The following is a 21,098-nucleotide window of genomic DNA, read 5'->3' as shown; positions in this document are numbered from 1 at the left end:
TTATTAAATATGATGGTGCAAACTTTCTTTCAACATTGGATGATTTTTAGCATACAGTGGTGCTTTTGAAAGTGCATTGAACGTCACATACAAGAAAGCACTTGCATACACTAAAATCAAACCTATTTCCAAGAATCCAAAGCCTCCGTTATGCCCCACAGTTCCAGGCGAGACCATTAGATAGAAATCTAACCAATGACCAAACACAACTGCCGGACAGACTACTTTTAGAATTCTTGTATGTCTCTTCGAATCTCTAGTCATTAAAACCAAGAATGGGAAGAAGAAGTTTAGAATTAAATTGATATAAAATACCGGAGCATAATGATCATCTTTCCATCGCTCCAGAAAGTATACAGTTTCCTCTGGGATGTGTGCGTAATAGATCAGTAAGAACTGTGAAAACCATACATACGTCCAGAAAATGGTAAATGCGAAAACAAACTTACCCAGGTCATGGATGTGGTTTGCATTTACTACTGATAAGTAACCTCGTTCTTTAAGCATCACAACAATAAAAAGAGATAATGCAAGACCTGCTACCCACCAGCTGGCAAATGCATACCAACCAAACATTGTACTGAACCAATGCACGTCAATTGACATGATCCAATCCCATGCTGCCATAGATGATGATACTGCAAAGAATACTAAGAAAATGGCTGAGGTCTTTCGCATTTGATACCATTTGGCAGTTCCTCCTTCTAAATCTTCTGAAAAGGCCAACGATCTAAGCTTTCTAAATAGCAAATACCAAACACCAAAGAATATCACTAGTCTTCCAATCCAGAAAACAGGAGTCGCGCCACCTTCTAAAGGCCAAAAGAAATAAGCAGCCTTTCCTTTTACAATTTTGTCACCACCAACTTCAGCATATAAATCTGAGTGTGTCCAGTGGAATATATCGTGCCCGCCAATCATAAATACAGCTAGCATTAATACAAATGCGATAGGTAGCCAACTTCCGAAAGCAAAAGGAATGCGTTTTAATCCTGCTGACCAACCTACTTGAGCAGCATATTGAATAGCAAAAAAGAATACACCTATAATTGCTAATCCAGCAAAGAAGACGTTGTTAATCCAAAGGTTGGATAGCAAGCGTTTCACAGAAGAACTGCTCCCATGGTGAGCTCCTTCTTCATGACCTTCTTCATCACTATGATCTTCAGCCGCATATGGTTCCTCACCTTGATCAGAAACAATTTCCGAGTCGTCTGCCTTTTCTCCATGACCTCCACCATGATCGCCACCAGATCCTAATGTAAAATAGCCTAGCACAGATAGCACAAGACCTACCAACAGTGTGATAACCAAGCGCTTCTTAGCAGTAGCAGTAAATTCAAATCTTTCTTCTGTTACCATGAGTAGACTTTAATTCTTCTTTTGCAATTCTTTAACATATCGAGCGATTCTCCATCGATCTTCCGGGCTTACCTGAGATCCATGAGCCCCCATCAAACCCTTACCGTAAGTGATCACATGGAATATGTGACCCTCGGTAATCTCCAAATAGGCCGCACCGTTTAGGTTAGCTACACCAGCATATGCTTCAGCAACAAGGCCATCTGCATTCCCTTTCGCACCATGACAGTGTGTACAGTAACTATCATATAAAACCTTTCCTTGCTTCACTACACTTTCGTCATCGGTCGGAAACGGATTTTCCAAAGTAGCAGCAGCTATTTCAAGATCGTCTTTTCCAAGTCGAACAGGAAGCAATTGTCCTCTTCTCACTGTGTTCGCCACTGGCTCACGCATGTTCATTTTAAACTGATTGTGCGGATTTGAATTATAAAATTCACCATGTCCATCTTCATCATTTGAATCCAACCAACTTCCTGCATCTTCATTCTGAATCTGAGTAAGTGGCTCGTAAGGTGTGGAATGATACATCTGCGGTGCGTACTCCAACCCGGTATCATCTACACCTGCAGCACAAGAAGTAATCAGTGCACCAATTGTGATAATTCCTAAGTATCTAAATGCCTTTAGTTTCATTATCAATCAAATGTTTTATTGTTAACCTCTGTAGCTCCACTTCCCTGCAATACTTTCTTAATATCAGCTTCAGATTGCTTGTTACTATCAAGATCAATAGCCATCACATGCTTATCATCGGTGATACGTATATCATAGATTCTAGGCTTACCCCATGGCTTTAGGTTCGAAATCACAAAGAAGGTTCCTACCATTCCAAAGGAAGCCAGAAGAACTGTCATTTCAAAAGTTACAGGAATGAATGAAGGTATTGGAATGTAATCTTTACCACCTATAATCATTGGCCAATCTACACCCATCATTCCCACCATCATGGTTAAGGCCAATGTTGTTCCAGTAACACCGAACATGAATGCAGCTATTGATAGCCAACTCCTTTTATAGCCTAAAACATCTTCGATTCCGTGTACAGGAAATGGTGAATAAACTTCTTCAATTTTTACACCAGATTCCCGAACAGTCGTGATGGCCTCCATCAAAACATCTTCATCGTCATAGACGCCCAGTACGTAATTCGTTCCTTGAGACATAATCTATCTATTTAATTGCCCGACTTTGTCGGCTTTTCTCCTGTTGCTTTAATAATACTTTTTACTTCAGCCATGTTTATCACAGGGAAGAACTTCGCAAATAGGAAGAATGCTGTGAAAAACAATCCGAAGGTGAATATATAGACTCCCACATCGTACATTGTTGGGTAGAACATCGCCCAACTTGAAGGCAAGAAATCCCTGTGCAATGAAGTAACAATAATTACAAATCGCTCAAACCACATTCCAATATTTACAATAATCGAAATGACGAATGTGGCTGCCAGATTTGTTCTAATTTTCTTAAACCAGAACAACTGAGGAGATATCACATTACATGTCATCATTGACCAATAAGCCCACCAGTAAGGTCCTGTTGCTCTGTTAATGAAAGCATATTGTTCCGCTTCAACTCCTGAATACCAGGCCATGAAAAATTCAGTGATATATGCAATACCCACAATTGATCCGGTTACAATGATGATGATGTTCATCATCTCAATGTGTTGAATGGTGATGTAATCTTCAAGTTTGTAAACCTTTCTGGTCACCAACAAAAGTGTCAATACCATCGCAAATCCAGAGAAGATCGCTCCAGCTACAAAGTATGGAGGGAAGATTGTCGTATGCCATCCTGGTATTACAGATGTTGCAAAGTCAAAGGATACAATGGTGTGAACAGAAAGTACTAATGGCGTTGCTAGTCCAGCCAGAACTAGAGAGACAGTTTCGTAATGAGACCAGGTTTTTGCACCACCGGTCCATCCAAAACTCAATGCGCCATAAATTGCTCTCGAAACTTTGTTTTTTGCTCTGTCTCTAATCGTGGCAAAATCAGGAATCAGTCCGATATACCAGAATACAAGAGAAACTGAGAAATAAGTTGAAATCGCAAACACATCCCAAAGAAGTGGTGAATTAAAATTCACCCAAAGAGATCCAAATGTATTAGGTAATGGTAAAGCCCAATAGAATCCTAACCATGGACGCCCCATGTGAAGAACCGGGAACATAGCTGCACAGATTACTGCAAAGATTGTCATTGCTTCAGACGCTCGGTTGATCGACATTCTCCATCGTTGACGGAAAAGCAAAAGAACTGCTGAAATCAATGTTCCTGCATGGCCAATACCAACCCACCATACGAAGTTGGTAATATCCCAAGCCCATCCTACAGTTTTATTAAGACCCCACATTCCGATTCCATCCCAAAGAGTAATTGCTACTGCATACCCTCCAGCTAGGAGAAGTGCTAAAGAGACTGCCATAGCAAGCATCCACGTTACCGTGGGTTTTTGCTCTACTCTTCCAGCAATATCCTCAGAAACATCGTGGACTGTCTTTCCACCCGTTACTAAGGGTATCCGTACTTCTGATTCTGCGTGCATTATGCTTCTTGTTTATCGTTTTTGTCTTTATTTCTAATTTTAGTGAGGTACCAAACATTTGGCATCACTCTAAGCTCTTCCAGTACGTGATAAGCTCTATCCTCAGTTGCTTCCACACTCTTATCATTATACTTAAGCTTCAAAGTTTGAGATATTCTGCTCTCCGGATCTTTCATATCTCCGAATACCAGGGCATCTGTAGGACATGATTTTGCACAGGCAGTCTGAATTTCACCATCAATGGGTCTTCTACCTTCCTTCTTAGCGTCCAGCTTACCTGACTGAATACGTTGAACACAGAAAGTACATTTCTCCATCACACCACGAGCTCTCACCGTCACATCTGGATTTAATACCATTTTACCAAGATCATTATTCATTGGTGTGTTCTTATCGAACTGAGCATTGTCATGGTACTTGAACCAGTTGAATCTACGTACTTTATATGGACAGTTATTTGCACAATATCTTGTGCCAATGCATCTGTTGTATGTCATTTGGTTTAGACCTTCACTACTGTGCGTGGTTGCAGCAACTGGGCAAACCGTCTCACACGGAGCGTTGTTACATTGCTGGCACATCATAGGCTGGAAGGTAACTTCTGGATTCTCGACAGCAGCAAGCTCTTTTTGCTTCACCTCCATCATGTTCTTATCCTCTGATGTCAATTCATCCTCAGGTCTAGAGCTATAGTATCTATCGATACGAATCCAATGCATCTCTCTCCTGTTCAACACCTCATCTTTGCCCACAACTGGAATATTGTTCTCAGTCTGACAGGCTACTGTACACGTACCACACCCTGTGCATGAGTTAAGATCGACGATCATACCCCAATGGTGATTAGGATACTCATGACCTTTCCAAAGTGAAACCGCATGAGGTCTTACTTTAGAGCCATCCGCTTTTGATATCATTGGGAAGCTTCTTCCAGCTTGAGGATCTTTTTGATACTCACCAAGTGTAGCTTCCTGAATTACTGTTTCTCTTCCTGCATATGTCTGAGCTGTTTGAGTTTGAGCGACTTTGCGTTCTTCTCCATTCAACTCAAGTGTTGCTTTGCCGCTGTAACTAAGTCCATTTGTATAACCACTCACCAACTCGTAAGCATTCACTCCTACGCCATTCCCTACTTTACCAGCTTTAGTTCTTCCATATCCTACAGATAAACCAACCGTACCATATGCCTGACCTGGCTGAGGTATGACTGGAGCAGTTACAGACTTTCCATTTACCGTTAGAGTAGCAACCTTATAATCCATATCACCACCTAAGACATCCCAGTCATTTTCTCGAGCTTGTCTTGGAGAAACAGTCAAGTAATTATCCCAGCATGCCTTTGTGATCGGATCTGGCATTTCTTGTAACCACGGGTTATTTGCCTGAATTCCATCTCCTACTGAATAGTTCGCGTAAAGTGCAAACTCAAGTCCATCAGACTTGGCCGAATATCCTTTTAAGTTACCAGCTACTACAACTGCATCTACAGATATACTTGTATTATTAGCTGCTGACTCCGCATTATAGAATCCATCATGCAAGCACTTATCAAAGAATCCATTGAAATCTCCAGAGGCAAGAGGTTGCCATCCTTCTCTTACAAAAGAGTAATAAGAAGATGTATTATCTGACCACCTTAAGAAAGATTCCTGTGCTTGTCTAGTATTAAAAATATTTTGAATTGTTGGCTGAGAAAGCGTGATGTGACCAGTTACCGGCTCAAAGTCATTCCATGATTCAAGGTAATGATGATCTGGAGCTATGTATTTAACAGAACTGTTCGTCTCATCCATTCTATCCGAAGTGGAAATAGTTGTTTTCACTTTGCCTAGTGAACTAACAAGCTGAGCTCCCAATGGATGATCATATGCTGGGTTGCAATTGTAGAAAATCACCGTACCAACTAATCCTTCTTTCACATCACTAACTAGTTGAGCAACCGCTAAGTCGTTGCCTTTTCTGGTATTTACGCTTCTAGAAAGATCTATAGTAGATCCATAGCTTTGAAGAAGATCATTGATAGCGATTACTAAAAGCTGAACATTTTTGTCATTTGATCCACTAACGACAATCGACTTACCTCTTGATTTCCACAGGTCATTAGCCGCTTTTTCAAGAATCACAGTATTTTCCAATCTCTCGGTACCAATGGCTGAAACTCCTGCCTTTTGAGCGAGTAGGCTGTAAAGATTTGCAACGTAAAGTCCTGCCTGAGAAGGTTTGATTGGCTGGCGATAATCTGCGTTGGATCCTGTTAATGAAAGGTTTGATTCAAATGAATAAAGTCTGGACATTTCTTTTTTGTCCGGACCAAGTTTTCTTGTTGAAGCAAACTGTTTATTGTTCAGTGCCTGGTTTGGCCAGCTGCCTAGAAAATCAGCAGTGATTGAAACAATGGTGCTTGCTTTTGAGAAGTCATGCATCGGTAAGCTTCTTACTCCTGTAGCTTCACCATATGCATCTAACAATCCGCTCATTGACATTGGATCGTATTGCACATGTTCTACTTCACCATATTTATCTCTTAGTGCTTGAATGGCACGGGTTGTACTTGGGCTGCAATTAGAGTAAGAAAGAATGGTAATCTTTCCTCCATTTGCAGCAAGCTCAGTTTTTATTCTGCTATCGATGGTTTCCCAATCTGTATCTTCTCCACTAATCTTTGGATTCTGAAGTCTTTCTCCATCGTATAATGAAAGTACAGAAGACTCAACCTGAGTGGTTGTTCCTCCCTGACTAATCATAGAAAGATTGTTACCTTCTATTTTAATCGGTCGTCCTTCCCGGGTCTTAACTACAACTGATGCTACATCATTGCCCATTGCATAGGTAGAAGCATAGTAGTTAGCAACTCCAGGATCAACATCTACGGGCTTATTTACATAAGGTATTGCCTTACGAACAGGAGCTTCACAAGCTGCTAATGAAACAGCTGCAACTCCAAATCCCATCAATTTAAGAAAATCTCTTCTTGACGGCTCACCATTATCACCACTGTTGATTGGTAAATATTCCGGGAATTCTTTTGAAGCTCTAGCCTGAAAATCTGAAGTGTTTTCCAGTTGCTCTATCCCTTTCCAGTATTTCTTAGTTTCTTTCATTTAGATCAAGCTGTTTTCGAATATTAGTAGTGACATTTAGCACATTCCAACCCACCGATATCTTCAACCTTCATTGGCTCCTTGCTCTGCTCTGAGTGGAGCTTCACAAGTTTGTCATAATATTCGTTTCCTTTCGTATTTACATCAGTTTCTCTATGACAATTGATACACCATCCCATTGTTAAGGTAGAATACTGATATACCACTTCCATCTCTTTCACAGGTCCGTGACACGTCTCACACTCCAAACCAGCCACTTTCACATGCTGTGAGTGATTGAAGTACGCCAAATCAGGAAGGTTATGAATTCTTACCCACTCGATAGGCTGAGTGTCCGTACCATATGTTTGGGTTTCAGGATCGTAATCGATCGCCGCGTAGATTTTTTGAATTTCTTCTGATTCTGTCTTTACTTGTGTATGGCAATTCATACAAATGTTTGGTGAAGGAATGTTTGCCGATTTAGACTTATTCACACCCGTGTGGCAATACTGACAATCGATCTCATATTGTCCCGCATGAATTTCGTGTGAGAATGCAATCGGTTGAGTGGGCTGATATCCTTGTTGTACACCGATGGTAAATGCCCCATCAATTAGGGTTTTTAATACAATGATTGTGAAAACGAAGATCACCAAGCCGACAAAATTGTTGCTCTTTAAGAAAGCGGCTACATTAAATTCCTGAGATACAATTTCCTGCTCAGCTTCATCCAGCCCTTTAACATCCTTCAGGTGTTTAACTAAAGTTCTTGCCGCAATAATCAAAGCGATAACAGCAAGTGCAAGAACTACTACCAGGATGATAATCACCGCCATCAGATAAGAGGAAGAAATGGAGTCTCCTCCTCCATCCCCAGCCGTTGCAACAGTAATCTCCTCAACTGGTGGTCCTTTAGCAGTCTCAGCATTGATGTAAGCAAGAATTTCCATGACCTGATCGTCATTGAAAGGGAAGGCTTGCATCAAAGTCTTATTGTACTCTTCGTAGATAGCTATTGCATCTTCATCTCCCGAAGCAATCATTGCTTGAGAATTTTTAATCCAGGAATTCAACCACTCAACGGATCTTTTTTCTGTAACGCCACTAAGAGCTGGACCGATGCGGACTTCCCAGATTCTGTGACACGTGGTACAGTTCGTCTTGAAAGTAGATTCGCCGGCAGCAATAACGCTTTCGTCAGTTGGGATTTCCTGAGCAATTAAGCTCGTAGATGCAAATAGTCCAAGGGCCAGGCCTAGGAAGATTTTGGTTAGATTCGGTGTTGTTTTAAACATGTATTCCGATGGGCTTGAGATCAAACGCGTACAAAAGTAACATTGGGGTGTTGTTTTTCAAAGGTGGGTAATAATCCCCAATTATCATTACATCATTTTGTTTCACAAACTACTGATCATCAACTGATTAAGAATATTTAAATTCCAATTAAACACCTTATTTAGAATAATTTTAAATAAGCAAATCGCTTTGTTTATTTGGTGTTTTCGACAGGGTCGTTTTCTTGGGTTTCAATATCCTTTAAATAGTCATAAATGAACTGATGAATTGTAGGTCTGACATTGCGTTGGTACAATGCTCTAAAAGTTCTCGAGGGATACACACGATTTGTAAGAAAAATAAATATCAGGTCAGACTCAGGATCAGCCCATGCTAAAGTGCCAGTGTATCCCGAGTGGCCATAACTCTTGAAACTTGCGCTTTGAGCCACACTACTTGCAATTGAATCGTATTGTAGTAAGGGCTTATCAAAACCCAAGCCTCTCCTGTTATCATTATTCGGATACTGAGTGGTTGTGAAAAGTTGAATTGTTTGAGGTGATAGCAATTGTAAACTATCAATCTTACCCTCGTCCAAAAGCATTTGAAATATTGAAGCTAAATCCTCTGCATTGCTAAATAATCCAGCATTGCCTGATACGCCCTTCATCATAATTGCACCTTCATCATGTACCTTTCCATGTATCGGTTCCATTCGGAAAAATGTATCTATTTCTGTCGGTGCGATTTGATGAAGGGAAAATTTGTCTAATGGATTGAACATCAGAGTCTTTGCTCCTACCTGATGATAAAAATTTGTTTCTAGATATTCCTGATACAAAGTATCAGTTAGACTCTCAACTAGCTCGGGAATCAGATAAAAAAACAATCCGGAATAGCGGTATTTCTTTTCGCGAGCAACATCACTTTTCCTGATCATTTTTTTTATTTTTTCGTAAAAACCGGAATGCAAATACAAACTATCACTCAGCTGATATGAATAATCATCATCCAAATTGGATGATATCGTCTTACTCTTAAACTTGCCGTTTTTTCTTTTTACTTCCTCATAGTAAGGTATCCAAGGGTAAAGACCTGCTTGATGTGTAAGAACTTCTCTGAAGGTGACTTTGCCAACTTTGCCGATTTTATCTATGTAGTCACCGATGCGGTCGTCCAGATTGTACTTTCCATCATCATACAATTTCATCATGGCAAGCGTACCACCTACTACCTTGGTAATAGATGCTAAATCATATATATCATTAACGGCCACTCTTCTCAAGGAATCATATGTGTGATGCCCATATGATCGCATGAATAATATGCTGTCATCTTTGCTGATATAAACCACGCACCCAGGAAACGCTTGATCTTTAATAGCATCATATACTACGCTATCAATATTGTTGCTCATTGTTTCGAATGCTTGGGCGTTGCCGAAAACGATTGCAAAAAAGAAAACTGAAAATAACGTATGTCGGAGTTTTAGCATGTTCTATTTTTGACCCTTACCTGATTATCGATGGAGCAAACCAAATATTTCATTATTGATTTCGACAGCACTTTCACCCAAGTGGAAGCCTTGGATGTACTTGCGGAAATCTCTCTCAAGGATAACAAAAATCAAGCGAAAGCCATTGATGAAATAAAGTCGATCACCGATCAAGGTATGGAAGGAGGAATGTCTTTCCGGGAATCTTTGAAAAGACGTATCGATATTTTACAGGCCAACAAAAATCACTTACCAGAACTTGTCGATAGGTTGGGCTCTCTTGTTTCCCCCTCATTTAAAAGAAATACAGAGTTTATTAATAAGTATACAGATCAGATTTTTATTGTCTCAAATGGGTTTAAGGATTTCATCGTTCCAATTGTCATGAAATTCGGAATCCTAGAAGAGAATGTATTCGCAAATGAATTTAGTTATGATGCGGATGGAGTTATTATCGGTTTTGATGAAAATAATCTCCTCTCTGAAAACAATGGTAAACCCAACCTCATTAAAAGTCTCAAGTTAGATGGAGAGGTGTTTGTACTTGGTGATGGATTCACAGATTTTGAAATCAAAAAAGCTGGTTTGGCTCATAAGTTTTATGCATTTACCGAGAATGTACGTAGGGAGAAGATTTTAAATGAGGCGGATCATGAGGCACCTTCACTTGATGAGTTTCTGTTTACTCAGAAACTAGAAAGGGCCCATTCTTATCCTAAAAACAGAATCAAAGCTCTAGTACTCGAAAATATTCATGAAGGTGCGGTCAAACGATTAAAAGATGAAGGTTATCAGGTAGAGGTTTATTCAGGTGGAATGACAGAAGATGAACTTGCTGAGGCTGTCAAGGATGTGAGTGTATTATGCATTCGATCAAAGACCATTGTCACCGATAAAGTTATCGCAAATGCCAAACGATTGTTGGCTATCGGTGCTTTTTGCATAGGAACGAATCAAATCGATCTCTCCTCGGCACTAAAAAAAGGAGTTGCAGTATTTAATGCACCATTTTCCAATACTCGATCTGTAGTTGAGTTAGCTCTGGCTGAAATCATCATCCTAATGAGAAATCTGCCTGATAAGATGTATCAAATGCATCAAGGTAAATGGAACAAGTCAGCTGTTGGCAGCTTTGAAATTCGTGGGAAAACATTGGGAATTATTGGATATGGTAAAATTGGATCGCAATTATCCGTTCTCGCAGAGTCTGTAGGTCTGAATGTCCAATATTATGATTTAGAAGAGAAATTGGCTCTAGGTAATGCCACTCCATGCCAAAACTTAGATCAATTATTAAAGACTTCAGACATCATTAGTATTCATGTAGATGGACGTGAGGATAACGAACACATGATTAAATCTAAGGAATTCGAAATAATGAAAGATGGTGTGGTTTTCATCAATCTAAGCCGTGGACACATTGTAGATATTGATGCTTTGGTTGCAAATATTCAAAATGGGAAAATTCATGGAACTAGTATTGATGTATTTCCTGAAGAGCCATTGAGTAATGATCACCCATTCAAATCGCCCTTAATGGGCTTAAAAAACACAATTTTAACTCCTCATGTAGGAGGAAGTACACGGGAAGCTCAGGAGAATATAGCTGATTTTGTGCCGTCCAAAATAATTGAGTATATAAATACCGGATCCACAACTAACAGCGTTAACTTTCCAAATATCACATTGCCAGGTTTAAGTCGTGCCCATCGCTTCATCCACATTCATAAAAATGAACCAGGAGTGCTTGCAGAAATCAACAATGTGCTAGCTAAGCATAACATTAATATTGGAGGACAATATTTGAAAACTAATGATATAATTGGCTATGTTATTACGGATATAGATAAGAACTATAAAGAGGAGGCAATAAAAGACTTAAAAAGGGTACGAGGTACCCTTAGATTCCGAGTTTTATATTAAGTTTAAAGCAAATTTTAGTAATACCACCCAACCTAGAGAGCTTATTAAAACGTTTATTAAGCTAAATTGTAAATAATGAGTTATCCGCTTAATTGGAAATCGCTTGGTACAATCGAGGAGTTCAACAGACTTGTAGAACGCTCCAAAGAGAAGCCTGCGCTCGTTTTTAAACACCGACCATCTTCTCCGGAAAGTACTCAAGCAATGGAAACTCTTGTAAGAGACTGGTCTATTTCACCTGAAAACCTTGATTTATACCTAATTGATGTAATGAAAGACAAAGAAGTGGCAGAGGCAGTTACTGACATGGCTGGTGTAATGAATGAGTATCCTCAGGTTCTACTTTTTGCTGATGGAGTTACTATGTATGATGAGTCTAGGGAAATGATTAGCGTAAAGAAAATAAAACTGGCGCTAAAAATCATAAATAGAACGTTCAAATGGATGGAAACAAGGGTCTGAAAGGAACCTTAACCATCTTTTTAAGATTATAATGCTCTTACTTTAAGAGCTTTTTTTATGTCCAACAAAATCTATTTTACTCCTGGTCCTGCACAGCTTTTCTACACTTTTGAAGAGCACTTAAAAAAAGCATTGTTTCATGATATCCCTTCTATATCTCACAGAAGTGCGGATTTCATAAAAGTGGTTCAAGAAACTACTGAATCACTTAGAGAATTGCTAGAACTTCCGGATGGATACAATATCTACTTTCTCAATTCTGCAAATGAAGCGTGGGACCGCATTGTCCAAAACTTAGTAGATAATAGCTCGCATCACTTTGCAAATGGAGCATTTAGTCAAAAATTTTATGATTTCGCGCGCGAGCACCGAAAGTCGAGTACGCTAACACGCGTAAACGATGGAGCGAAGTTTACTGAATGGAATGTTCCAGACGGAGCAGAGTTGATAGGAGTCACTAAAAACGAGACAAGTGTTGGTTATAGCTTTTTGGAAGAGGAACTAGAGAATCTTAGAAATAGATATCCCAAAAAATTAATTGCACTAGATGTTGTCAGTGCAACCCCTTCCCTTCCAATAAATTTTAAAAATGTTGACACCGCATACTTTTCTACCCAAAAGGCATTTGGAATGCCGAGCGGTCTCGGCGTTTGGATAGTCAATGAGAGATGTCATGAAGTTGCACTTGAACGAGCTAAGCTCGTTTCATTGGGCTCCTACCGAGCACTGCCAAATTTGAAGAAATTTGGTGATAAATATCAAACGCCAGAAACACCAAACATGTTATATATCTATATTCTTGGTAGAGTAGTAAAAGATATTTTGCAAGCCGGAGTGCAGCGAATGAGGAACGACACCACCTATAAAGCAGCTATTCTTAACCAAATGATAGAAACTCATCCCTATCTTGATCACTTTGTGGAATCGAAAGAACATCGTTCAAAAACAACAATAGTAGCTAAATCATCCATGTCGAGGGAGATTCTTAATTTCTTCCAAAAGAAAGGATTGATATTAGGAAGTGGTTACGGTGTCCACAAGGAAAATCATATCAGAATAGCTAACTTCCCTACACACTCTAAAGAGTCTATAGAAATGCTATCTGATATGATGGAGAAAATAAAATAATATTCTGTTAAAGCGAAACATTTTCATTTATTCAGAGTATTATTTTCTCGACATGAATATTTTAAGAAAAAATATTTTGAAAAAGAGAATTTCATTATTGATTGATCAAATATCAATAATACCTTTGCACTAAATAAACGCCGTATAAAATTGATTTCACCGCTTAAAAAAATTGTTGTTTGCCTTGACCATTCAGATATGGACAAAGGGCTTATTGAAAACGCATGTGCACTGAGCGAAGCAGCCGGAGCAACACACATCACATTTCTGAATGTGATTAAAGATTTTAATCTGCCAGATTCAGTCTTAAAGGAATTCCCCGACCTTTTAGATAAAGCTTTGGAAGAAAGAAAAGATGAAATTAAAAAACTTATCAAGAAGCATTTTAAATGTGATGTGCCTACTAAAATACTGGTCAGACAAGGTGGAGAAACTAAAGAAATTTTAAAGGTAGCTAACGATCAAAAATCTGATCTACTTATTTTGGGCAGGAAAAAAGTAAGTGATTCAGTACTTAGCACAAGAGTTGCAAGACGATCTCCATGCAACCTTCTGCTGATTCCAGAAGGGGTAAAATTGAAGTTGGATAAAATCTTCATACCTGTTGATTTTTCAGATTACTCCGCGCTTTCATTGAAAAGAACATTACTCCTTACCAAAGATCTTAAATCAAAGATTTACCTTCAAAATGTATATCAGGTACCATCCAGTTATAGATACTCTGGCAAAACTTATGACCAATTTGCCAAGATCATGAAGGGCCATGCCACTAGAGACCTGGAAATATTAATCAAAAAAGCTGATATAAAATCACAAGAATTGATTCCGGTATGCTCACTAGATAAAGATGGTAAAATCATTGATTTAGTATTGCAAGAAGCAGCTAAGAAGAAAGTTGATCTAGTGATCATGGGTGCCAAAGGAAGAACAACTACTTCCGCCCTCTTCATCGGGAGCAAATCTGAACGAATGATACGAATCAACGAGGATATCCCACTACTGATCATTAGAAAGAAAGGTGCAGTTGCAGGAATTCTTGAAACGCTTAAGGATCTAAGCTAACTTCTAACTTTATCGAGTAAGAAGTTGAGCATTTCAGCTTCTTTCTCCGTAAGATTATTTGAGGACCGTTCCCAAGCATGCATCTCATCGTCCATTTTAGCTAATAAATCAAGTCCTCTAGCTGAAATCAAAACATCCACTGCTCTCCGATCCTTTGAGCATTGACTTCTTACAACCAGTCCTTTCTGTTCCAATTTATCAATAATTCTAGATGCGTTAGAACTTTTATCTAGCATCCGATCAATTAGCAAATTAACTGTTGCGGGATTGGGATGCTGTCCCCTGAGAATTCTCAAAATATTGAACTGAGGTGTAGTTAGACCATAGGATTTAAACAACTGCAGATTTTGCTGATTGATCCATGAATTAGTATATAAAATATTGACTACAGCTTTAGAAAACTCACTTTTAAACTTCTCCTGTTTTATTTCTTCTGATATGCCCATGGGTTCACATTGAATACAATTACATTAAATGTAACAACATTTCTTAAAAAAGGTTGCTTCAACAAATATTTTAATGAGTGATTAAACCATCGATTATCTTTAGCATCTAAGTCTCATACCCACCTGAAAAAAATTGGAAGATCTGATCATAGAAAAGATTCGTGAAGAAGAGACTCGTAATTACGGGTTCAATTTATTGGTGCGAGAGTATCAGGAACGTATTTATTGGCATGTCAGGAAAATGGTAATTGATCATGACGATTCAAATGATCTTGTGCAAGAGATTTTCGTCAAAGTATGGCACAACCTCAGCAAATTCCGTGAAGATGCCAAGCTCTACACCTGGATTTATAGAATTGCAACCAATGAATGTCTTAATTTTTTAAAGAAGAAAAAAAGACGCTTTTTTCTTCCAATACACGATTTGGAAGGAGAGCTCACAGAAAAACTTATCAGTTCCGTTGAGCCCACAGGTGATGAGGTACAAATGAAGTTACAGAAAGCTTTACTTAAGCTGCCAGATAAGCAGCGAATTGTGTTTAACATGAAATACTATGAGGATATGAAGTTTAAGGAAATTGCAGAAATAACAGGTACCAGTGTTGGAGCTCTTAAGGCCAGTTACCATCATGCAGTGAAAAAAATTGAAGATTTTATTAACCCTGATTAAACCTTTCAGTTTTTGAATGATCTAATGAACACGCGATGAAATACAAGCTAAACAATATTGACAAAAAAGAAATATTTAAAGTGCCAGATGGCTACTTTGAAAGTTTGCCACTGAAAATTCAACAGCGAATTTCTTCATCGTCAAAGCCGGAGAGAAATGGAATCCCATCCTGGTCTTTGGCCCTCGCAGCATCTTTTTTACTACTGATAACTTTTGTGTTTATACTTCCTGATAATGCTCCTTCACCTGAACAGCTTCTCGCCGAAGTATCACAAGATGAAATAGTAGCTTATCTAGATCAAGTAGAACTAGATGAGTATGACATTGCTACCGCCTTCGGTGATGATGCTGATGAATTGAATTTTGAAGATACGAACGTTTTAGATGGCATTGATCTCGGTGATCAAGCTATCGATGATGTACTATTAGAATATGATTTAGAAGACGAATATTTATAAAAATGAAAAAGGTAATATTAGTAATTGCAGTATGTGTCTCTTTGAGTGCTTTGGGTCAAAGTCCAGAGGCGATGAAGAAGATAGAAGCTGCTAAAATTGCTCTCATCACGGAGCGTCTGGAACTCAGTCCTCAACAAGCAGAAAAGTTTTGGCCGATTTATCGAGAGTTTGGGAAACAAAGGCTGGAAATCAGAAAAGATTTTGATCACGCCAGGAGAACATTTGATCCTAATAGAGCATCTGAAGAAGAGAACAAGAAGATGCTGGAAATGGCTAATCAGGTTAAGGAACGTCAGTTGAAACTTGAACGAGCGTATTCAGATCGAATATTGAAGGTAATTACCACGCGTCAATTGAACAATCTGAGAAAGGCTGAAAACGATTTCAAAGAAATGTTGCTGAGAAGAATCCGTGCTGAACAGATGAAGCGTCAGAAGCAAAAAAGAAATAACGATCGGTTGAACGATCGACGCAACTAAACCACCTACCTACCTGATGCATCGATCATTCACCATATTGGTGTTGCTGATCATAGCTTTTCCTTTATACTCACAAGAAGAATTGAGCTATGCAGAGCAATTAAAGGCAATTGAGGAAGAAATGGATTCAATGTCCATATTTAACCTTATTGATAGTCTGTTTTCAGCAGATGTTATTCAATCAAATGAGCTTAATGTTCGCTTAGGGTTCACTACTAACGTAACCAGCGCAGGCCGCGACTATAATATTAGTCAAAGTGGAATATCTCCTGGAATTTCATTTTATCATAATTCCGGATTCTATGGTGATCTCGCCGGGTATTGGAATAGTGGAGTTGACCCCAACTATAACCCTACTGTTTTATCTATGGGCTATCTGGGTAATTTTGAAAATCCAAAATGGAGTTATTCCATAGATGCTGAAAAATGGTTTTACAACCCTAAAGATTCTTCAAATAATCCACTTACTTATTCTTTAGGTGGCTCTTTGAGTTACGACTTCAAATGGGGCTTTACATCGGTTGATTACTCATTTTTATTTGGAGATGAAACAGCTAATCGAATCATCACCAACTTCACTGGGACTATCGATCTTGGTAGGTGGTGGATATTTAAAAGTATAAACCTCTACCCATCTGCCAGTATGATGGCTGGGAATAGTGACATTACGCAATTGCGAATTACCAATCGTGAGGTAAGCGTCCAAACCGCCGACAGAATTAAACGTATAACTTCGTTTGCCACCCTAACGAATGAGCAAAGAAAATTCATAGCATTTCTCATCTTACGTGCATACAATCAAGATGTAATAAATGAGCAAACTCGCAATGAACTTCTAATCGATTTACGAAATTCTGCCGATCTTTCTGCTCAAGATCAGGCTACATTACAAACCATAGCCAATGAAGGCTATGAAGTAACAGAGTATGTTGACAGCAATGCATTCGGGATTCTTAATTATGCATTTACCCTTCCGCTCTCTCTTTCAACTGATCGATTCTATTTTCTTTTAAACTTTACCTACAGCTTTCCAGTACAGTTACCAGGCGAGTTTATTGAGGTTGAACCGATCGGATATTTCGGCGCTTCGATTTCTTATAGAATACCTTTTAAATAAACACCTGCGAAATGGAATAAAAGCCTACCTTTGCGTCCCGTAACAAGGAAAAGGAAAACGCTCTTCATGTCTAAAACGAAATACATTTTTGTTACGGGCGGTGTAACATCTTCCCTAGGAAAGGGAATCATCGCAGCTTCTCTCGGTAAACTACTACAGGCCAGAGGCTTATCCGTAACCATTCAGAAATTTGACCCTTACATCAACATTGATCCGGGTACTCTCAATCCATACGAACATGGCGAATGCTATGTAACCAATGATGGAGCTGAAACTGATCTTGACCTTGGTCATTATGAACGTTTCCTGAGCATTGAGACATCTCAATCCAATAATGTCACTACTGGCAGAATCTATTATAACGTAATCCAAAAAGAGCGCCAGGGCGAATTTCTTGGAAAAACCGTTCAGGTAATTCCACATATTACAGACGAAATTAAAAACAACATCTACAAGCTAGGAGAAACCGGAAAATATGATGTTGTAATCACAGAGATTGGCGGATGTGTCGGTGATATTGAGTCTTTGCCATTTGTAGAAGCTGTAAGGCAAGCCAAATTTGAGCTTGGTCCAACAAACAGTATTTCCATTCACCTAACCTTAATACCATACTTAAAGGCGTCTGGCGAACTGAAGACAAAACCAACTCAACATTCAGTTAAGGAATTATTAGAGGCTGGTATTCAACCAGATATTCTCGTATGTCGCTCGGAATACCCCATTACTCAAGAGATAAGAAAGAAATTAGCGCTATTCTGTAACGTTCCAATTAATTCGGTCATCGAAGCATTGGATGCACCAACGATCTACGATGTTCCAATACTGATGCGAAAAGAAAAACTAGATGAGCGAGTGCTCACTAAGTTTAAGATGCCGTACAAAAAAGAGCCAAAGATTGATAAGTGGAAGGAATTTCTAGGCAGATTAAAGAATCCAACAGCTTCTGTAAACATTGGACTGATTGGTAAATATGTGGAGTTGCAAGATGCCTATAAATCAATTGCTGAATCTTTCATCCATGCAGGAGCAGCGAACGAATGCAAAGTAAATGTGAATTGGATACATGCAGAAGAACTGGATGGAGATAATGTGCATAAGGCCCTGAGTGGACTAGACGGTATATTGGTAGCTCCGGGTTTTGGTGAGCGAGGAATTGAAGGGAAAATATCCGCTGTTCAATATGCTCGAGAAAATAAGATTCCTTTCTTTGGCATCTGTTTAGGGATGCAATGTGCAGTTATTGAGTTTGCTAGAAACGTTCTCGGGAAGAAAAAGGCCAATAGCAAAGAAATGTCAAAGACCTCCTACCCGGTTATCGACTTGATGGAAAGTCAGAAAAACATCAAAGATATGGGCGGAACGATGAGACTTGGAGCTTATGTTTGCGAACTCAAAAAAGGAAGCAGAGCATATGCTGCGTATGGATCTAAAAAGATTATGGAACGTCATCGTCATAGATATGAGTTCAATAATAAGTATCTGGAAGAATATGAAAATGCTGGAATGACTGCAACAGGAATAAATCCAGACACTAATCTTGTGGAAATAATGGAAATAAAAGATCATCCATGGTTTGTTGGAACTCAGTACCACCCAGAACTGAAGTCAACCGTAATGGATCCACATCCACTATTTGTAAAATTTGTCAAAGCGTCTCTTGATCTAAAGAAAAGTCAAGAGGCATAATTCATAATAAATGGATCGAAATCAATTTATAGGACTAATCCTAATGTTTGCCTTATTGGCCGTCTACTTTACCTGGTTTGCTCCTGAGCCTCCAGTTCCAGAAGAACTCTCAACCCAAGAAGAACCAATCGCTGAAGTAGTTGAAGAATCTACAACTCAAGATATTCCGTCAATCGCTCCTGCAATTCCTGACTCGGTGCAAGCTTCACTAAACACTCAGAAGTATGGTGCATTTGCATTTGCATCTGAAGGTGAGGAAAAGCTAAAGACAATTGAGAATAAGGAGTTATCCATCTCATTTTCAAATAAAGGTGGTCGTATAAAAGATGTGGTTTTGAATAACCATAAGGATTACTTGGGTAACCCTTTGGTGCTTGTTGATGGATCTAAGTCCAAGACTGATTTGATTGTGGATCACAATGGCAGAAAGATTAATCTTTCAGAGTTAACCTACGTTCCAAGCGTAAAAAACTTCGGTGATACCACACAAATCACATACCTGCTTTCAGATGGAACTTTCTCCATCATCCAAAAATACCTTATTCCCCCTACTGGATTTGAAGTTGCTTACAGCATTGAAGCCAAGGGCTTGAATAGCATTTTAAATCCAACAGATGTTAACTTCAATTGGGTCCATGCAATCAATAGAGCTGAGCAAAATCTTGAAGATGGTCGCTTAAATAGTAATGTGAGATATTATAGAACTGATGGTGAATATGATGAACTGTCAGAACGCTCAACAGAATTTGAAGATGAGACCTTAGGCGCACAAGTAAAATGGGTTTCGTTCAAACAGAAATTTTTTACTGCGGCAATTATTGCAAAGACTTCATTTAAGTCAGGATACATCAGTCAAACGGTTGATTATGCAGACACTACGTCTGTCAAAAATCTGTCAATGCAAATGTTGATACCATATTCTGATTTTTCCAATGGCTTTAGTGCGAGGTATTACTTTGGATCTAATAAATATGATATCCTAAAGAAAGTAACTCCTGAATTCGAAGAAAATCTGGACATGGGATGGGGACCACTTCCATTAGTGAACAAATACCTTATTATCCCTATTTTCCACTTTTTAGAGCGATTTTTTACCAATTACGGTATTATCATATTGATCGTCGTAATCGTGATTAGATTGATTCTTTCACCATTAACCTGGAAATCCCACATGTCGATGGCAAAGATGAGAGCCATGAAGCCAGAGTTGGATGAAATCAAAGCCAAGCATGAAGGAGATTCACAGAAAGCTCAGCAAGAGCAGATGAAATTGTATCAGCAAGTTGGAATTAATCCTGTAAGTGGATGTATCCCCATGCTACTCCAGATGCCTATCTTATTCTCCTTGTTTTTCTTCTTTCCGAATGCCGTAGAATTGAGACAACAAGCCTTCTTGTGGGCGCATGATTTATCAACTTATGACAGTGTGTTGACACTACCATTTACGATTCCGTTTTATGGAGACCATGTTAGTTTGTTTACACTGCTGATGACATTGTCTACGATTCTATACACATGGAGTAATAGTCAAATCACTACAGTTCAGGGACCGATGAAAACGCTTCAGTACATGATGCCAATTATGTTCTTGTTCGTATTGAATAGCTACGCATCAGGACTTACATTCTACTATTTCGTCTCCAACATGACGACTTTTGGTCAGACCGTCCTGTTTAGAAAAATCATCGATGAGGATAAAATCCATAAACTTCTTCAGAGCAATAAGAAGAAGAATGCTAACAAGAAGAAGTCTAAATTCCAGACAAGACTCGAAGAAGCAATGAAGGCAAATCAGGAAGCGCAGAAAAAGAGCAAAAAGAAAAAATAGATTGTTGATATCTACACTAAAAACCTTGATTCAAATTCACTGAATCAAGGTTTTTCTTTTTTACACAAGT

At 38.9% G+C, this 21,098-nt stretch carries 18 protein-coding genes; 10 read left to right on the top strand and 8 right to left on the bottom strand.

Annotated elements, in window-relative coordinates; translation table 11 throughout:
• Positions 1-3 precede the first annotated feature (3 nt).
• The 7 genes from ABJG98_RS01325 to ABJG98_RS01295 all read right to left on the bottom strand — a co-directional run bounded on the left by ABJG98_RS01325 (position 4) and on the right by ABJG98_RS01295 (position 9,769).
• Positions 4-1,362, bottom strand: a complete 1,359-nt coding sequence (locus tag ABJG98_RS01325) for a quinol:cytochrome C oxidoreductase (RefSeq protein ID WP_348277651.1) — start codon at positions 1,360-1,362, stop codon at positions 4-6.
• Positions 1,363-1,371: 9 nt separating this feature from the next.
• Entirely contained in the window at positions 1,372-1,998 is a 627-nt protein-coding gene (locus ABJG98_RS01320) for a cytochrome c (RefSeq protein WP_348277650.1), read from the bottom strand.
• A 2-nt stretch (positions 1,999-2,000) separates the two neighbouring features.
• Positions 2,001-2,528, bottom strand: a complete 528-nt coding sequence (locus ABJG98_RS01315) for a DUF3341 domain-containing protein (protein ID WP_348277649.1) — start codon at positions 2,526-2,528, stop codon at positions 2,001-2,003.
• Positions 2,529-2,539: 11 nt separating this feature from the next.
• Entirely contained in the window at positions 2,540-3,916 is a 1,377-nt protein-coding gene (nrfD, locus tag ABJG98_RS01310; RefSeq protein WP_348277648.1) for an NrfD/PsrC family molybdoenzyme membrane anchor subunit, read from the bottom strand.
• A complete protein-coding gene (locus ABJG98_RS01305; RefSeq protein WP_348277647.1) occupies positions 3,916-7,017 on the bottom strand; it encodes a TAT-variant-translocated molybdopterin oxidoreductase in 3,102 nt (1,033 codons plus the stop codon). Before ABJG98_RS01305 ends, nrfD begins: the two co-directional genes overlap by 1 nt.
• A gap of 23 nt (positions 7,018-7,040) precedes the next feature.
• Positions 7,041-8,294, bottom strand: coding sequence for a cytochrome c3 family protein (locus tag ABJG98_RS01300; protein ID WP_348277646.1), 1,254 nt, complete (start codon positions 8,292-8,294; stop codon positions 7,041-7,043).
• 194 nt (positions 8,295-8,488) lie between these two features.
• Positions 8,489-9,769: a serine hydrolase gene (locus ABJG98_RS01295; RefSeq protein WP_348277645.1), complete on the bottom strand. Its 1,281-nt coding sequence runs from the start codon at positions 9,767-9,769 to the stop codon at positions 8,489-8,491.
• Positions 9,770-9,799: 30 nt separating this feature from the next.
• On the opposite strand from ABJG98_RS01295, the gene serA reads away from it, so the two are divergent.
• From serA to ABJG98_RS01275, 4 genes are all read left to right on the top strand, one after another.
• The gene (gene serA, locus ABJG98_RS01290; RefSeq protein ID WP_348277644.1) at positions 9,800-11,692 is read left to right on the top strand and encodes a phosphoglycerate dehydrogenase; all 1,893 of its coding nucleotides are present in this window, start codon (positions 9,800-9,802) and stop codon (positions 11,690-11,692) included.
• A 75-nt stretch (positions 11,693-11,767) separates the two neighbouring features.
• The gene (locus ABJG98_RS01285; protein WP_348277643.1) at positions 11,768-12,154 is read left to right on the top strand and encodes a monothiol bacilliredoxin BrxC family protein; all 387 of its coding nucleotides are present in this window, start codon (positions 11,768-11,770) and stop codon (positions 12,152-12,154) included.
• Between the two features lie 57 nt (positions 12,155-12,211).
• Positions 12,212-13,282: an aminotransferase class V-fold PLP-dependent enzyme gene (locus ABJG98_RS01280; RefSeq protein WP_348277642.1), complete on the top strand. Its 1,071-nt coding sequence runs from the start codon at positions 12,212-12,214 to the stop codon at positions 13,280-13,282.
• A gap of 150 nt (positions 13,283-13,432) precedes the next feature.
• Positions 13,433-14,344: a universal stress protein gene (locus ABJG98_RS01275; protein WP_348277641.1), complete on the top strand. Its 912-nt coding sequence runs from the start codon at positions 13,433-13,435 to the stop codon at positions 14,342-14,344.
• Here the strand turns inward: ABJG98_RS01275 and ABJG98_RS01270 are convergent.
• Complete coding sequence (locus tag ABJG98_RS01270; protein ID WP_348277640.1) at positions 14,341-14,790, bottom strand: MarR family transcriptional regulator; 450 nt, start codon at positions 14,788-14,790, stop codon at positions 14,341-14,343. The two genes, ABJG98_RS01275 and ABJG98_RS01270, sit on opposite strands and share 4 nt — an antisense overlap.
• A 133-nt stretch (positions 14,791-14,923) precedes the next feature.
• Between ABJG98_RS01270 and ABJG98_RS01265 the strand changes: the two genes are divergently transcribed.
• The 6 genes from ABJG98_RS01265 (at position 14,924) to yidC (ending at position 21,028) form a co-directional block, all read left to right on the top strand.
• Complete coding sequence (locus tag ABJG98_RS01265) at positions 14,924-15,460, top strand: RNA polymerase sigma factor (protein ID WP_348277639.1); 537 nt, start codon at positions 14,924-14,926, stop codon at positions 15,458-15,460.
• A gap of 35 nt (positions 15,461-15,495) precedes the next feature.
• Positions 15,496-15,918 (top strand): hypothetical protein, encoded by a 423-nt coding sequence (locus ABJG98_RS01260; RefSeq protein ID WP_348277638.1) that lies wholly within the window; start codon positions 15,496-15,498, stop codon positions 15,916-15,918.
• Between the two features lie 2 nt (positions 15,919-15,920).
• Positions 15,921-16,397: a hypothetical protein gene (locus ABJG98_RS01255; protein ID WP_348277637.1), complete on the top strand. Its 477-nt coding sequence runs from the start codon at positions 15,921-15,923 to the stop codon at positions 16,395-16,397.
• 16 nt (positions 16,398-16,413) lie between these two features.
• Positions 16,414-17,514, top strand: coding sequence for a hypothetical protein (locus tag ABJG98_RS01250; protein WP_348277636.1), 1,101 nt, complete (start codon positions 16,414-16,416; stop codon positions 17,512-17,514).
• Between the two features lie 66 nt (positions 17,515-17,580).
• Positions 17,581-19,200, top strand: coding sequence for a CTP synthase (locus ABJG98_RS01245; protein ID WP_348277635.1), 1,620 nt, complete (start codon positions 17,581-17,583; stop codon positions 19,198-19,200).
• Between the two features lie 10 nt (positions 19,201-19,210).
• Complete coding sequence (yidC, locus tag ABJG98_RS01240; protein WP_348277634.1) at positions 19,211-21,028, top strand: membrane protein insertase YidC; 1,818 nt, start codon at positions 19,211-19,213, stop codon at positions 21,026-21,028.
• The last annotated feature ends 70 nt before the right edge of the window (positions 21,029-21,098 follow it).

Origin of the sequence: Ekhidna sp. (genome assembly GCF_039960695.1) — a bacterium.
In the GTDB taxonomy this organism is placed as follows: domain Bacteria; phylum Bacteroidota; class Bacteroidia; order Cytophagales; family Cyclobacteriaceae; genus Ekhidna.
This window is presented reverse-complemented; position numbering and strand designations above follow the sequence as displayed.

Bases quoted from the DNA above. Each gene is read 5' to 3' on its own strand.
- ABJG98_RS01325 (WP_348277651.1), bottom strand. From the start codon at position 1,362: ATGGTAACAGAAGAAAGATTTGAATTTACTGCTACTGCTAAGAAGCGC.
- ABJG98_RS01320 (WP_348277650.1), bottom strand. From the start codon at position 1,998: ATGAAACTAAAGGCATTTAGATACTTAGGAATTATCACAATTGGTGCA.
- ABJG98_RS01315 (WP_348277649.1), bottom strand. From the start codon at position 2,528: ATGTCTCAAGGAACGAATTACGTACTGGGCGTCTATGACGATGAAGAT.
- nrfD (WP_348277648.1), bottom strand. From the start codon at position 3,916: ATGCACGCAGAATCAGAAGTACGGATACCCTTAGTAACGGGTGGAAAG.
- ABJG98_RS01305 (WP_348277647.1), bottom strand. From the start codon at position 7,017: ATGAAAGAAACTAAGAAATACTGGAAAGGGATAGAGCAACTGGAAAAC.
- ABJG98_RS01300 (WP_348277646.1), bottom strand. From the start codon at position 8,294: ATGTTTAAAACAACACCGAATCTAACCAAAATCTTCCTAGGCCTGGCC.
- ABJG98_RS01295 (WP_348277645.1), bottom strand. From the start codon at position 9,769: ATGCTAAAACTCCGACATACGTTATTTTCAGTTTTCTTTTTTGCAATC.
- serA (WP_348277644.1), top strand. From the start codon at position 9,800: ATGGAGCAAACCAAATATTTCATTATTGATTTCGACAGCACTTTCACC.
- ABJG98_RS01285 (WP_348277643.1), top strand. From the start codon at position 11,768: ATGAGTTATCCGCTTAATTGGAAATCGCTTGGTACAATCGAGGAGTTC.
- ABJG98_RS01280 (WP_348277642.1), top strand. From the start codon at position 12,212: ATGTCCAACAAAATCTATTTTACTCCTGGTCCTGCACAGCTTTTCTAC.
- ABJG98_RS01270 (WP_348277640.1), bottom strand. From the start codon at position 14,790: ATGGGCATATCAGAAGAAATAAAACAGGAGAAGTTTAAAAGTGAGTTT.
- ABJG98_RS01260 (WP_348277638.1), top strand. From the start codon at position 15,496: ATGAAATACAAGCTAAACAATATTGACAAAAAAGAAATATTTAAAGTG.
- ABJG98_RS01255 (WP_348277637.1), top strand. From the start codon at position 15,921: ATGAAAAAGGTAATATTAGTAATTGCAGTATGTGTCTCTTTGAGTGCT.
- ABJG98_RS01250 (WP_348277636.1), top strand. From the start codon at position 16,414: ATGCATCGATCATTCACCATATTGGTGTTGCTGATCATAGCTTTTCCT.
- ABJG98_RS01245 (WP_348277635.1), top strand. From the start codon at position 17,581: ATGTCTAAAACGAAATACATTTTTGTTACGGGCGGTGTAACATCTTCC.
- yidC (WP_348277634.1), top strand. From the start codon at position 19,211: ATGGATCGAAATCAATTTATAGGACTAATCCTAATGTTTGCCTTATTG.